This window comes from Asanoa ishikariensis (assembly GCF_900107455.1).
In the GTDB taxonomy this organism is placed as follows: domain Bacteria; phylum Actinomycetota; class Actinomycetes; order Mycobacteriales; family Micromonosporaceae; genus Asanoa; species Asanoa ishikariensis.
In genome coordinates this window covers 1729586-1743213 of record NZ_FNQB01000001.1, presented here as the reverse complement: position 1 = coordinate 1743213, position 13628 = coordinate 1729586, and the positions used below count along the sequence as shown (strand labels likewise).

Annotated in this window: 11 protein-coding genes; 5 read left to right on the top strand and 6 right to left on the bottom strand. The window is 69.5% G+C overall.

Going from position 1 to position 13628, the window contains the following annotated elements; translation table 11 throughout:
* Position 1: 1 nt before the first annotated feature.
* Positions 2-214, bottom strand: coding sequence for a ferredoxin (locus BLV39_RS08195; protein ID WP_090788947.1), 213 nt, complete (start codon positions 212-214; stop codon positions 2-4).
* 11 nt (positions 215-225) lie between these two features.
* Positions 226-1434 (bottom strand): cytochrome P450, encoded by a 1209-nt coding sequence (locus BLV39_RS08190; RefSeq protein WP_090788945.1) that lies wholly within the window; start codon positions 1432-1434, stop codon positions 226-228.
* 163 nt (positions 1435-1597) lie between these two features.
* Here BLV39_RS08190 and BLV39_RS08185 point away from each other — a divergent pair, with 163 nt between their 5' ends.
* From BLV39_RS08185 to BLV39_RS08175, 3 genes are read left to right on the top strand one after another with little or no spacing between them, the layout of a single operon-like run.
* The gene (locus BLV39_RS08185; RefSeq protein ID WP_176984807.1) at positions 1598-2155 is read left to right on the top strand and encodes a TetR/AcrR family transcriptional regulator; all 558 of its coding nucleotides are present in this window, start codon (positions 1598-1600) and stop codon (positions 2153-2155) included.
* 37 nt (positions 2156-2192) lie between these two features.
* Positions 2193-5543 carry a multifunctional oxoglutarate decarboxylase/oxoglutarate dehydrogenase thiamine pyrophosphate-binding subunit/dihydrolipoyllysine-residue succinyltransferase subunit gene (locus tag BLV39_RS08180; RefSeq protein WP_275414272.1) on the top strand — a complete coding sequence of 1117 codons (3351 nt, stop codon included), beginning with the start codon at positions 2193-2195 and terminating at the stop codon, positions 5541-5543.
* A 4-nt stretch (positions 5544-5547) separates the two neighbouring features.
* A complete protein-coding gene (locus tag BLV39_RS08175; protein WP_204082818.1) occupies positions 5548-6780 on the top strand; it encodes an MFS transporter in 1233 nt (410 codons plus the stop codon).
* Here BLV39_RS08175 and BLV39_RS08170 read toward each other — a convergent pair.
* The 3 genes from BLV39_RS08170 to BLV39_RS44020 are packed head-to-tail and all read right to left on the bottom strand — an operon-like array spanning position 6758 to position 9712.
* Positions 6758-7351, bottom strand: a complete 594-nt coding sequence (locus BLV39_RS08170) for a DUF305 domain-containing protein (protein WP_090788938.1) — start codon at positions 7349-7351, stop codon at positions 6758-6760. The two genes, BLV39_RS08175 and BLV39_RS08170, sit on opposite strands and share 23 nt — an antisense overlap.
* Positions 7341-8810, bottom strand: a complete 1470-nt coding sequence (locus tag BLV39_RS44025; protein ID WP_244895838.1) for an NADH-quinone oxidoreductase subunit NuoF family protein — start codon at positions 8808-8810, stop codon at positions 7341-7343. The genes BLV39_RS08170 and BLV39_RS44025 overlap by 11 nt, the downstream gene beginning before the upstream one ends.
* The gene (locus BLV39_RS44020) at positions 8807-9712 is read right to left on the bottom strand and encodes a ferric reductase-like transmembrane domain-containing protein (RefSeq protein ID WP_239083767.1); all 906 of its coding nucleotides are present in this window, start codon (positions 9710-9712) and stop codon (positions 8807-8809) included. The genes BLV39_RS44025 and BLV39_RS44020 overlap by 4 nt, the downstream gene beginning before the upstream one ends.
* 372 nt (positions 9713-10084) lie before the next feature.
* On the opposite strand from BLV39_RS44020, the gene BLV39_RS08160 reads away from it, so the two are divergent.
* Entirely contained in the window at positions 10085-11353 is a 1269-nt protein-coding gene (locus tag BLV39_RS08160) for an extracellular catalytic domain type 1 short-chain-length polyhydroxyalkanoate depolymerase (RefSeq protein ID WP_090788936.1), read from the top strand.
* 39 nt (positions 11354-11392) lie between these two features.
* On the opposite strand, the gene BLV39_RS08155 is transcribed toward BLV39_RS08160, so the two are convergent.
* Positions 11393-12115 (bottom strand): spermidine synthase family protein, encoded by a 723-nt coding sequence (locus BLV39_RS08155; protein ID WP_090788935.1) that lies wholly within the window; start codon positions 12113-12115, stop codon positions 11393-11395.
* 225 nt (positions 12116-12340) lie between these two features.
* Here BLV39_RS08155 and BLV39_RS08150 point away from each other — a divergent pair, with 225 nt between their 5' ends.
* Positions 12341-12607, top strand: coding sequence for a winged helix-turn-helix domain-containing protein (locus BLV39_RS08150; RefSeq protein WP_090788933.1), 267 nt, complete (start codon positions 12341-12343; stop codon positions 12605-12607).
* Positions 12608-13628: the final 1021 nt, after the last annotated feature.

Sequence of the window (13628 nt, the reverse complement as noted above, 5' to 3'; positions counted from 1 at the left end):
GTCACCCCTCGATGGGTACGCCGGTGTCGGCGTCGGTCACGGCGATCGCCTCCATGGGGCAGGATGCGGCCGCTCCGAGCACCGCCTCGTCCGCGTCGACGGACGCCGCGAGTGGTCGGGAGCGACCGTCGGGCCCGAGCGCGAAATGCCGCGGAGCGGTGCCGGCGCACACGCCGGTCCCGATGCAGGCGGGCGACACCTCGACCTTCCACATCGGACGGCGGCCTACCAGGTCACCGGGAGAGTCTGCAAACTCCGCACGATCATGCCGGTCTTGAACCGCAGCTCCGAGTCGGGCACCGCGATGCGCAGGCCGGGCAGGTGCCGCAACAGACCGCGCAGTGCCTCTTGCAGCTCCATCCGCGCGAGCTGAGCGCCCAGGCAGTGATGCGCGCCCGCGCCGAAGCCGAGGTGCTGGGTGATCTCGCGGGACAGGTCGAGGCGGTCGGCGTCGGTGAAGACCGACTCGTCACGGTTGGCGGCCACCATCGAGGTCATCACGATCGAGCCCGCCGGGATCGTGACGCCGCTCAGCTCCACCGCCTCGGTCGTGACGCGGGGCAGACCGGAGCCCTCGCCGAGCTGGACGAAGCGCATCAGCTCTTCCACGGCCTGCGGGACCAGCTCCGGCGACCCGGCCAGGCGTTGGTATTCCTCCGGGAAGTGCAGCAGCGTCAGCAGGAACATGTTGATCTGGTTGGCGGTCGTCTCGTGGCCGGCGATGAGCAGGCCGAAGCACAGGTTGACGAGTTCCTTCTCGCTCAGCCGGTCCTGGTCGTCGCGCGCCCCGATGAGGGCGGTCATGAGATCGTCGGCCGGGGCGGCCCGCTTGTCGGCGATCAGCTTGCCGAAATAGACGCCGAGGTTGCCCATGGCCGCCCGGATCTCGGCGGGATCGGCGCCCGCGTCCGACAAGATCGTGTCCGACCAGGCGTGGAAGATGTGCTGGTCCTCGGGCGGGACGCCGAGCAACTCGCAGATGACGCGCACCGGCAGCGGCAGCGAGAAGTGCTCGACCAGGTCGACCGGGCGTGGTCCCGCGACGATGTCGCCGAGCAGCCCGTCGATCAGCGCCGTGACCTTCGGTCGCAGCTCCTCGACCCGGCGCGCGGTGAACGCACCGGCGACGAGGCGCCGCAGGCGCGTGTGCTCCGGCGGGTCCATGCCGAGGATCGAGTCGGTGGCCACCATGGCGAGGCCCGAGTCCGAGGCGGCCGAGCCCGCGGCGGCGGCCCGGCTGAAACGCGGGTCGATGAGCACTTGACGCACGTCCGCGTATCTGGTGACCAGAAACCCCTTTGATCCATTGTGGAACGTGACCTCGGCGACCGGCCGGTTGGCCCGCAGCTCCGCGAGCCGCGGCGTCGGATGGTAGATGCTGGGTGCGGGCGGGAGCGGGAGCTCCACCGCCGTAGCGTCGTCCAGCGCAGTCATGTCAACCTCCCCGATGGCCTGACGGAATCAATTTAGACCAAGACAAACATCAATACGAGGGGGTGCGCGAGAAAGGTGCGACGCCAGGCCAGCCAACTTTCCTGACGGCACTTGTTGACCCCCAGGTACAGAACGCGCTACGGTTGCCGGCATGGGAAGGCCCATGCAGTTCGACGCGGACGCCGCGATCGAGACGGCGATGGGGGTTTTCTGGCGCAATGGCTATGGGGCCACGACGCCGCAAACGTTGACCTCCGAGCTTCAAATCGGTAAGGGAAGTCTCTACAACACCTTCAAGAGCAAACACCACCTCTTCGTGCTCTCACTGGCGAGATACAGCACGTGGCGGATGGGTTTCCTCGCCGACAACTTCGCGAGCCCCGATCCCGTGCGCCTCCAGTTGCGGGAAGCGGTGGAGGTTCTCACGGGATACGGCGACCACGATCGAGGGTGCCTTCTCGTCAACGCCACGGCCGAGCTCGGCAGCAGCGATCAGTCGGTGACGGAGGTCACCGAGGATCTGTTCGCCGGCATCGAGGATGCCTTCCGAGTGGCCATCCAACGTGGACAGCGCAACGGAGAGCTGGACCCCGCGAACGATCCCGGGGCGGCGGCGGGCGCCCTGCTGACGACCGTCGTCGGCACGAGTCTGCTGCTGAAGTCTCGAACAGGTCAGGGCCGAGTGCTCAGGACGATCGACGCGACGATCAACGGCCTTTAGTAAAACCGCGAGCCCTAACCGGTCACGGACTCTGTCCGTGAACGGGCGATGTGGCGCGCGCGAAAACAGTGCAGAAAGAGTGACCCCCGTGTCGACAGGAACAATCGGAACCCCGCTGACGGGCGCGGCGAAGCGTCTGGCGCTAAACATGGACGCCAGTCTCACGATCCCCACCGCGACAAGCGTCCGGACGGTCCCGGCCAAACTGATGGTCGACAACCGCATCGTCATCAACGACCACCTTCGTCACCCGGGCCGCAGCACGGTCTCCTTCACCCACCTGATCGCGTGGGCGGTCCTACGGTCGATCGGGAACCTGCCGAGCCAGAACGTGTCCTACCGAGAGGTCGACGGACGGCCCGCGATCGTCGCCCCCGCACACACGGGCCTCGGCATCGCCATCGACGTCCCGAAACCGGACGGCGGCCGAGCCCTGGTCGTCCCCGTCGTCAAGCGGGCCGACGAGAAGAGCTTCGACGAGTTCGTCGCGGCCTACGACGACCTGGTGTCCAGGGCCCGAGCGCACCAGCTCACCACGGACGATTTCGACGGAGCCACCATCTCGCTCACCAACCCCGGCGGGATCGGGACGAAGCACTCCGTCCCCCGCCTGATGCGTGGCCAAGGCTCGATCATCGCTGTCGGGGCGCTCGATCTTCCGGCCGAGTTTCAGGGAGTGTCACCGGCCCGGCTGGCCGAGCTCGGCGTGGGAAAGACCCTGACTCTCACGAGCACCTACGATCACCGCGTCATCCAGGGCGCCGGATCCGGCGAGTTCCTCAAGCTGGTCGGCGAGCGCCTGACCGGCGGCCACGGGTTCTACGACGAGATCTTCACCGCGCTCCGCATCCCGTACGAGCCGATCCGCTGGGTCGCGGACCTCGGAGGCGGACCGGAGCTCGGCGCGCGGGTGCGGGAGCTCGTCAACTCCTACCGGGTACGCGGCCACCTGATCGCGGACGTCGACCCGCTCGAATATCGCCAACGGTCGCACCCCGACCTCGACCTGGCCAGCCACGGACTGAGCCTGTGGGACCTCGACCGTGAGGTCGCGACGGGCGGGGTGGGCGAACGCCCGTCGGCGCCGCTCCGCGACATCCTCGCGGTCCTCCACGAGGCCTACTGCCGCACCGTCGGCGTCGAGTACATGCACATCGCGGATCCGGCGCAACGGCAGTGGATCCAGGAGCGGATGGAGCGGCCGTACGCCATGCCGCCCACCGCCGAACAGCTTCGAGTTCTCGGCAAGCTCCATGAGGCCGAGGCGTTCGAGACCTTCCTGCACACGAAGTACGTGGGCCAGACGCGCTTCAGCCTGGAGGGTGCCGAGTCACTCATCCCGTTGCTGGACGCGATCCTGCGGCAGTCGGTGCGCGCCGGGCTGCACGAGGTGGCGATCGGCATGGCACACCGCGGCCGGCTCAACGTGCTCACCAACATCGCCGGGATGACGTACGAGCGACTCTTCCGCGAGTTCGAGGGAACCGACGGCGACGACGACGGCTCCGGCGACGTCAAGTACCACCTCGGCAGCGCGGGCACCTACCGCACTGTCGAAGGTGGACACATCCGGGTGTCCCTCGCGGCCAACCCCTCCCATCTCGAGGCGGTCGACGGTGTGTTGGAAGGAGTCGTGCGCGGCAAGCAGGATCGTGACGGAGACGGTGTTCTCCCGATCCTGATTCACGGAGATGCCGCGCTGGCCGGCCAGGGCGTCGTGGCCGAGACCCTCCAGATGTCGCAGCTCCCCGCGTACCACACCGGCGGCACCGTCCGGATCAACATCAACAATCAGGTCGGCTTCACGACGCTCCCGACCGCCGGCCGGAGCTCGACGTACTCCACGGACGTGGCGAAGACCGTTCAAGCGCCCGTTTTCCACGTCAACGGCGACGATCCGGAGGCGGTCGTGCGGGTCGCGGAGCTGGCTTTCGCCTACCGTCGGCGGTTCCGCCGGGACGTCGTCATCGACCTGGTGTGCTACCGCAGGCGGGGCCACAACGAAGCCGACGAGCCGTCGATGACCCAACCACGGATGTACGACCGCATCAACGCGAAGCGCTCGGTGCACGACCTCTACACCGAAACGCTGCTGCGGCGCGGGGACCTCGGCCCGGAGGACTGGGAGCCATCCACGAAGGACTTCCTGGAGCGACTGGAGCACGCTTTCGCCGAAGCCAAGACGGCGCCGATCGTGACGCCCGCGCACATCCGCACCGCGGAACCGTCGACGACCGGGATCTCGACCGCGACGATCGAGCTGATCGGCGACGCGACCGTGCGACGGCCCGAGGGGTTCTCGGTCCATCCGAAGCTGCGGGCGCTGCTCGACAAGCGACGGGACATGAGCCGGACCGGTCCGGTCGACTGGGCCTTCGCCGAGGCGCTCGCGCTCGGCTCGTTGCTCACCGAGGGCACGAGCGTGCGGATGGCCGGGCAGGACACGCGGCGCGGCACCTTCGCCCAGCGGCACGCCGTGCTGCACGACCGCGACACCGGCGAGGAGTGGTCGCCGCTCGCGGGTCTCACGCCGGAGCAGGGCCGTTTCTGGGCGTACGACTCTCTCCTCAGCGAGTACGCGGCGCTCGCGTTCGAGTACGGCTACTCCGCCGAGCGGGCGGACACCCTGGTGCTGTGGGAGGCACAGTTCGGCGACTTCGTGAACGGCGCGCAGATCGTGCTCGACGAGTTCGTCGCGAGCGCCGAGCAGAAGTGGGGGCAGCACTCGGGTGTCGTACTCCTGCTTCCCCATGGTTATGAAGGCCAGGGACCGGATCATTCGTCCGCGCGGATCGAGCGCTTCCTCGCCCTCTGCGCGGAGAACAACATGACGGTCGCCCAACCGTCGAGTCCCGCGTCGTACTTCCACCTCCTGCGCCGGCACGCCCACACACGGCCGCGCAGACCGCTCGTGGTGATTACGCCGAAGTCGATGCTGCGCATGCGCGCGGCCACGAGCGGCCTCGCCGAGTTCACGGATGGCCGGTTCGAGCCGGTCATCGACCATCGGCCGGCGGGAGATCCTGCCGCGGTCCGCCGAGTCGTCCTGGTCTCGGGCAAGCTCTACTACGACCTCATGGCCGAGCTTGCGAAGCAGCCTGATCCCGGTATCGCGATCGTGCGCATCGAGCAGCTCTACCCGCTTCCCGTCGACGAGCTCAACCAGCGCCTGGCGGCGTACCCGAACGCTGAGCTCGTCTGGGCGCAGGAAGAGCCGAAGAACCAGGGCGCCTGGACCTTCCTGCTCTCCGAACTCGCGCCGAGCCTCCCCCGGCCGCTCCGGCTGATGTCCCGGCCCGCGTCGGCTGCCCCGGCGACAGGCTCGACATCGCGACACGCGCGCGAGCAGCGGGCCCTGGTCGACCACACCCTCCGCATCGATCGGTAGAAACTTGAGCTCCTCGAGCCACCCCGTCCCGACCGGGACGGGCATCAGCCCGCGCCGTCTTCGGGCGCTCACCTTCATCCTCGCCACCGCTTCCGGCCTCTCCGTGGCCAACATCTTCTACTCCCAGCCGCTCCTTGACCTGATCGCGCAGGCGTTCCACACCACCGAGAGCTCGGCCGCGATCGTGGTGACCGTGACCCAACTCGGCTACGCGGCCGGGATCATCGTGCTGATGCCCCTCGGGGACCTCATCGAGAACCGCGCCCTGGCGTCGCGAGTCCTGGTCGTGACCGCGATCGCGGCCGGGCTGGCGGCGGTCGCCCCGAACCTGCCGATCTTCCTTGTCTGCTCGGTGCTGCTCGGTTTCACCGCGGTCGTCGCGCAGATCGTGGTCCCGTTCGCGGCGCACCTGGCGCCGGAGGCCGCACGCGGGCGGTTCGTCGGACAGGTCATGAGCGGCCTGCTGCTGGGAATCATGCTGGCCCGCACCGTCTCCAGCCTGCTGGCCGACCTCTGGGGCTGGCGATCCGTCTACATCGTCTCGGCCGGCCTGATGCTGATCATGGCGGTGGTGCTGGCGACGACGCTGCCCAGCCGCAGGCCGGACCACACCGACGGCTACCGCAGCCTGATGCTCTCGATCGGGCGGCTGATCAGGACCGAGCCGGCGTTGCGTCGACGCGCCGCGCTCCAGGCCCTGATGTTCGCGACGTTCTCCGCCTTCTGGACCTCCATCGCGTACGAGCTGATCAAGGTCCACCATCTTTCCCAGACCGAGATCGCGATCTTCGCGCTGGTGGGCGCCGCCGGCGCGGCCGCCGCCCCGGTCGCGGGGCGCCTCGGCGACCGGGGTCTCGGCCGCCCGGCCACGGGTGTGGTGTTCGCGTTGGCCGCGGTCGCCATGGCGGTTGGCGGGATCGGCTCGCACCACCTCGTCGGCCTGGCCGTCGCCGCTGTCCTGCTCGACCTCGCGGTCCAGGGCAACCTGGTCCTCAGCCAACAGGAGATCTACCAGCTCAGACCGGACGCCCGATCGCGAATCAACACGGTCTTCATCGGCAGCGTCTTCTTCGGCGGCGCGATCGGATCGGCCCTGTCGGGGCTGTTGTACGACCACCTGGGCTGGTCCGGAGTCAGCGTCCTGGGCATCGCCCTGTCGGTCATCGGCTTCGCACTGTGGTGCGGATCGGAGCTCCTGCGCCGCCCGCTGAGGGCTAGATCGCGGCCAGTTGGTTGAGCTGTTCGGTGCGGAGTCGCTTGAGGCGCACGGCGAAGGCCCTCGTCTCATCGCTTCCGCCAGCCGTCTGCTCACCGGTGGCGAGCACCTCGCACTGCTCCAGATGTCCCCGAAGCAGCGTTATCGCCTGGGCGTCGCGGGCGGCTTCGGGCGCGCTGCGTAGCTCGGCCACCTGGTCGTCGAAGATCATGCCGGGCATCCGGTGGCCCTCGTGGAGGTTCTGCTCAGCCGTCCCGCCCGCGGCCAGCAAGGCCCGCAGCTCTTTCAGCTCCGTCTGGTGCGAGTCGGCCAACTGAGCGGTCAGGGCGCGCAGGGCCGGAGACTGGGCGATGCCCTGAGCCTCCTTCAGGAAGACCAGGGCGCTCTCGTCGATCGGGATCATGAGCTGGAGGAAGGCGTCATCGGTGGCGTTGAGAACGATGGACGCGGGCGCGGTCGGGGCGGGCTGCGCCGAGGCGGTGCTGTTCGACCCCCGGCCGGCCAACTGCACTCCGGCGATCACCAGGGCCGTCACGACCAGGGCGGCGGCGACGCCGGCCAGCCGATAACCACGTCCCTTCTCAGGCGGCATGATGACCTTCCGTGGTCAGCCGCAACGCGAGCGCCGGGCACATCCGTACCGCCCGGCGGGCCTGGCCTTGCAGCCACACCGGCACCGGCGACTGCGGGAGCGCCGGAAACCCGTTGCCGTCCAGGCGGACGAGCTCCGGCAGGACGTGGGCGCAGAGCCCGTGCCCGTCGCACCGGGACCAGTCCACGCTCAGCTTGGTGCTCGTGTCGGCCGGTCCGGGCGGCACGAGGAGCTGACCCTTGGTGGGCCGGCCGCACCCGTGCCTGGTGCCGTGGGTGGCGATGTCCTCGGCGAACACCGTCATGGCCGACGCGGACATGCGGGCGGTCGCGTCCGGGTGGGCGCACGCGCCTCGACCGCGCACCGCGTCGACCGCGGCATCGACCAGCGTGGTCGACGCGGTCCCGGCCACGATGAGGTCCACGGTGCGAGCGAGATCCGGCAGGCCGAGGCGGCAGGGGCCGCACTGGCCGCTGGACCCGGCCGCCAGGAAGTGCACCACCTGGGCCACCTCGCCGAGCGGGCACGTGTCCGGGCCGATCGGGGCGATGACGCCGGGGCCCAACGTGCCGCCGACCGCGGCGAACCCTGCCCGGGAGATCGTCGCTCGGCGCGCCGATTCAGGGTCGATCCAGGTGCCCTCGTAGCCGCCGGTGAGCGTGGGGGCGTTGACCGGTGCCTCGCACAGCTCCAGCACTCGCCACAGCGGTGTTCCGGTCGGGCATTCCACCACCGCCGGCCGGACCGCCGCGCCGGTCACCGTGAGCAGCACCGTGCCCGGCTCGTCGACCGTGCCGAGCGAGGTGTACCCGTACGGCCCGCGCCTTGCGGCGATGGCCAGTTGCGCGTAGGTCTCCGCGTTGGACAGCAGCGTTGGCAGCGACTTGACACCCGCGTCGCTGGTCCGCTGGTCGGTCGTCGGCGGAAGGTGCTTCTTTCCGTTGATGCCGTTGACCAGCGCGCCGCTCTGACCGGAGACAATCCTGTGTGGAACGTTGAACACGCTTGTCGGCACCGGCATCTGCCGTTCCGCCAGCGCGGCACGCAGCGACCGCTCGGCCACCCCGTCGTCAGCCACCGCGACCACGATCTCCGCGGCGCCGATGGCGTCGGCCACCAGGGCGGCACCATCGAGGACCAGATGGGGCGCACGGGCGAGCAGCACCTTGTCCTTGAAGGACAGTGGCTCGCTTTCCGCCGCGTTGACCGTGACCACGGGTGGCCGCTGCTGGCGCCGGGCCGACTCCAGGACGGCCCGCACCTTGCGTGCGAACGGAAAGCCCGCGCCACCCCGGCCCGTGAGCTGGATGTCCTCGACGAGCTGGACCAGGACCTCGGTGGGCAGCGGCCGCAGCGGGCCGTGCACGCGGCGATGGGTCGCCGCGTCCAATCGGCCGTGCTCGTCCAGCCCGGCGGTCAACCGTGGTGTCGCGAGGTGGGTCACTGGGGGAAGAGTCACGGTGCCGTGCCTCGCAACTGGGCCCAGTACTCGCCTTCGTCGGAGACCTCGTCCACGACCGGGCTGTCCGGCGTGCGAGCGGTCGGGCCACGGCCGTGTCGCATGGCCGGAGCACTGGCGCGCCGACGGGAGCGGGACCCGGCCCGTGCCGGACGGTGTGCGGCGGGCGGCTCGGCGGGTGGCGACACGGCGGAGCGGAGGCCGAGTCGGCCCTGCGCGGGTTCGTCGAGCATCCGCACGTACCCGGTGGTCCGGCCATTTCGTTTGCGCGCGAGCAGGCCGGCGAGCCGGGCGAGCAGCGTGGCTACGACGGCCAGGGCGCAGGCGAGGTAGCCGAGCTTCACCCAGGCAGCGGCCGTGCGGCCCGCCTCGAGACCGTGGAAGAGGGCGACCAGCCAGGCCAGGTACGCCCCGCTGTGCAGGACCCGCCAGAGCCACGGCCGGCCGGAACCCGCGAACCGGGCCCGGATCAGGCCGGTCCAGAACACGCTCACCATCAGGTACGTCGCCAGGGTGCCCATCCCGACCTCGAAGCTCCGCCCGCCGAGGAACGGCAGCAGCACATCGAGCGTCGACGCGTACCCCTTGGCGATCATGCTCACGACGTGCAGCACCACCGCACCGACGGCAAGCACGCTCAAGGCGCTGTGTACGGGCTGAAGCAACACTCGGTGCCGAACCTGCAACACCGTGCGGTCGGTCGCCAGCACGCCGGCCATGACGGCCAGCGTGAGCAGGACGAGGGTGAGCACGCCGGCGGCGTACTCGACCAGACCGAACGTGTGGGCCGAAACCCACCCGCCGATGGGGGTGAACAGGGAAAGCACCCAACACAGCACCAGCACCGCGGCGACGGCGATGGCGGCGGGCAACCGCTGCTCGATCTGCCTCGTCCGGACCATTCATCCTCAGTCTGTTGCCGCGCTGGTTCGTCGCCGGACAAAGATCGTCTCAGCAACGGCCAGCTTCGCCCGCAGAGAAGCCGCAGGTCAACACGCTGGCGACAACTTCGGGGCGAGTGGTGAGAAGCATCAACACGATCGGTTCGATCGGCCACTGCTTCGGCTCGAATCCGGAAAGTTCTGTTATCCGCCGAGCGCCGCGGACTCGCCGCAGTCGTTTCGAAAACTCGTGCTCGTCGGCCGACCCGGGCCTAAGCTGCGCACGGGAGCCGATATGGGCCGCGGTGGTGTGCGGCCATTCGCCATCTGCCGGGGGCAACGGCAGGGCTCGAGCGCGGGCCGATCCCGCGCGCATCCCGCGTGAGGAGCGAGATGAGGCTTCCCAAGGCATTGCATGCCCTCTGGATCGTGCTGGCCACCGCCGTCGTGGCGGCGACCTTGCTCGTGGCGTCGCCGGCCAAGGCCGCCACGCTGACCGAGGTCACGAACTTCGGCGCCAACCCCGGCAACCTACGGATGTACGTGTACGTCCCGGACCGCGTCGCCGCCCGGCCCGGCCTCCTGGTGGCGGTGCACTACTGCACCGGCAACGGACCCGCCTTCTACAACGGCACCGAGTTCGCCCGCCTGGCCGACCAGTACGGCTACGTCGTGGTCTATCCCTCGGTCACCGCCAGTGACGGCTGCTTCGACGTCGCCTCGACCGCCACGTTGACCCACAACGGCGGCAGCGACTCGCTGAGCATCGTCTCGATGACGCGGTACGCGCAGCAGACCTACAACGCCGATCCCTCGCGTACGTTCGTGACCGGTGTCTCGTCCGGGGCGATGATGACCAACGTGTTGCTGGGCGCGTACCCGGACGTGTTCCGCGCCGGCGCCGCGTTCGCCGGCGTGCCGTTCGGCTGCTTCGCCGGGTCGGGCAAGTGGAACAGCCAGTGCGCGCAGGGTCAGCTCACCCGCACCCCACAACAGTGGGGCGACCTGGTCCGCAACGCCTATCCCGGATACACCGGCGCGCGACCGCGCATGCAGCTATGGCACGGGACCAACGACGAGACGCTGTCGTACGTGAACTTCGGCGAAGCCATCAAGCAGTGGACCAACGTGCACGGGCTGAGCCAGACCCCCACGTCGACGGACAGCCCGCAGTCGGGCTGGACCCGCACCCGCTACGCCAACAGCGGCGGCCAGGTGCAGGTGGAAGCGGTCAGCATGGCCAACACGTCACACAACCTGCCCGTGCAGGCGTCGGCGGCGATCGCGTTCTTCGGCCTGAACAGCAGCGGGCCGACGAACCCGCCGACGAGCAACCCGCCGACCACTCCGCCTCCCGGGAATGGTGGCTGCACCGCGGTGTTCCGGGTGACAAGCTCTTGGCAGGCCGGGTACGTGGCGTCGGTGCGGGTCACCGCCGGCAGCGCAGGTGTCAACGGCTGGCGGGTCGGGCTCCCGCTGCCGTCCGGCACCACCGTCGTCAACTCGTGGAGCGGCCAGTTCAGCGGGTCGGGCAGCGCGACGCAGGTGTCCAATGTGTCCTACAACGGCCGGCTGACAGCGGGCGCGGCCACCGAGTTCGGCTTCCAGGCCAACGGTGCGGCGCCGAACCCGGTGCCGAGCCTGAGCTGCACCGCGCTCTGATCCTCGTGTGCGGCGGGGGCCCGTGCGGTCCCCGCCGCTTTAGAGTGAGGGCCGCCGGCCGAGATAGACCGTGTTGGTGGACGTGCGCCGCTGGAGTGGGTTGGCGAACGTGACCACCTCCGCGCGGACGTCATCGAAGGCGTCGGCCATGACCGCGCTGAAGGCGTCGTCGGGCGGGTCGTTGGACCACAGGCCGAATACGCCACCCGGGTGCAGGTGGCCGGCCAGTCGCCGCAACCCGTCCGCGGTGTAGAAGGCCGCGTGGCTGGGGTGCAGCAGGTGGCTCGGGCTGTGGTCGACGTCGAGCAGCACGGCATGGAACTGACGGCCTGGCTGCTGCGGGTCGAAGCCGGCTGGGTCGGCGGTCATCGCGAAGAAGTCGCCGTGCTGCAGCCGGCTGCGCGGGTCGGCGACGACAGCCGAGGCGAAAGGCAGCAGACCACCCTGATGCCAGGCGATGACCTCGTCCAGCGCGTCGACGACGACCATCGAGCGCACGCGTGAGTCCTCGAGCACGGTGCGGGCGGTGTAGCCGAGGCCAAGCCCACCGACCACCACGTCGAGCTCCTCGCCCGCCAACTCAGCGAGCCCAAGCCGAGCCAACTCAATCTCGGCGACGGTGAAGAGGCTGGACATGAGGAACTCGTCGCCGAGCTTGACCTCGTACACGTCCTCGTTGACCGTCGCGTCGAAACGCCGCCGCAGGCTGATCTCGCCCATCGGCGTCTCACGCCAGGCCAGTTCTTCGAATCGCAGACTCATGTGGCACGCCTGACGTCGGAGAGGGACGGTCCTATGTAGGCCGTCCAGGCTGATGCCCGGCCGGGCTCCCCGACGAGCGATGAACAGCCTACTGACCTGCGGCGGCGGCCTTCTCCGCAGGTGCGCCGGGTCGCGGCGGGGTCCCGCTGCACGGAAAAAGTTGGCCTTGACGCCGGGGACCGTCGCAGCAATAGTAGCCATTGTAACCAGTGACGGGAGGGCGTGATGGGCCACCAGCCGAGCTACCTGGACATCGTCGACGACATCCGCCGACAGATCACCAACGGCGACCTAGCCCCCGGCGCCACCCTCCCGACCTGTCGCGAGATGTGCCAGAGCTACCAGGTCAGCCGCCAGACCATCGGCAGCGCCATGATCGTCCTACGAACCCAGGGCCTGATCGTCGGCCAACAGGGCCGGGCGGTCTACGTCAGCGCCGATCCCCGCAACCTTCCAGCAGCGGGAGCTTCAGACCCACAAGGATCCGGCTAGCAAAGACCGTTGTCGCTCCCACGAAGTCGGTGCCGGTGCAGGGCGGCCTCATCCCGGTGAGGTCTGTCTCGTGAATCAACGTGGTGCTGCGGCGAGGTCGAGGCGGCGTCCGGGCGGGCGCGGAGAGCGATCAGATACCGGCGTCGCATCCGGCCGCTCTTCGCGTGGGGTCGGTCGTCGTCCAGGCCCGGGTGTCGCACTCGGGCGTGCGCGGAGAGCCGTCGGATGCCCGCGTCGCATCCGGCCGCTCTTCGCGTGGGGTCGGTCGTCGTCCAGGCCCGGGTGTCTCACCCGGGCGTGCGCGGAGAGCGGTCGGGTACCGGCGTCGCATGCGGCCGCTCTTCGCGTGCGGCCGGTCTTCGTCCAGGCCCGGCGGAGTGCCGCCTGATCCACGAGACGGACCCTAGGGGGTTCCTTGTTGATCAGGGCCGCGCTGCGCCGGGCTGGCCAGTTACGCCCTGCCTGAGCAAGATCGGGTGAGGCTTGTTGGCTAAGCGTTCAGCGGGCGGGCGTGATCATGCGTGGTGAGTCCGTATGGCGGGGGGATTCCGCGTGATCGTGTGTGCCGGGTCTGGTCGACACGCCGTGGGAGAACTCGACCAGCCACACATGATCGTGGCTCGATGGTGTCGGTTTGTCGATTAGCCGCACAGGATCATGGACCAGCGCGCTGGTCGGCGCCGGTGCCGCAGCTAACCCGCGTCGGTGGCGTCGGATTCGCGCCATGACGGATGACCCGACTGTCGAATTCGGTCGCCACGACGCGGGTCCGGTGACGCCAGTGCGGATCGCCGCGGATGGAGGTGGCGATTCCGCGCCCGTACGTGTTCTGGCACGTGCGCACATGCCGGAACACGTAGGCCGCGCGGTAACACCAGGCCCCGTCCCGAGGTCGGCCGCAGCCACGGCCTTTTCCCGCTGCGACGGCGGCCGCCCCACCGCCTCAGAAACAGCCACCTCCGCCTCAGCGGCCACCACCGCCGTGTCCGCTGCGCGGCGGCCGCCCGACCGCTTCAGAAAC

Excerpts from the sequence above, each read along its gene's own strand:
- BLV39_RS44020 (WP_239083767.1), bottom strand. The coding sequence starts at position 9,712 with ATGGTCCGGACGAGGCAGATCGAGCAGCGGTTGCCCGCCGCCATCGCC.
- BLV39_RS08150 (WP_090788933.1), top strand. The coding sequence starts at position 12,341 with ATGGGCCACCAGCCGAGCTACCTGGACATCGTCGACGACATCCGCCGA.
- BLV39_RS08160 (WP_090788936.1), top strand. The coding sequence starts at position 10,085 with ATGAGGCTTCCCAAGGCATTGCATGCCCTCTGGATCGTGCTGGCCACC.
- BLV39_RS08185 (WP_176984807.1), top strand. The coding sequence starts at position 1,598 with ATGCAGTTCGACGCGGACGCCGCGATCGAGACGGCGATGGGGGTTTTC.
- BLV39_RS08190 (WP_090788945.1), bottom strand. The coding sequence starts at position 1,434 with ATGACTGCGCTGGACGACGCTACGGCGGTGGAGCTCCCGCTCCCGCCC.
- BLV39_RS08170 (WP_090788938.1), bottom strand. The coding sequence starts at position 7,351 with ATGCCGCCTGAGAAGGGACGTGGTTATCGGCTGGCCGGCGTCGCCGCC.
- BLV39_RS08195 (WP_090788947.1), bottom strand. The coding sequence starts at position 214 with ATGTGGAAGGTCGAGGTGTCGCCCGCCTGCATCGGGACCGGCGTGTGC.
- BLV39_RS08155 (WP_090788935.1), bottom strand. The coding sequence starts at position 12,115 with ATGAGTCTGCGATTCGAAGAACTGGCCTGGCGTGAGACGCCGATGGGC.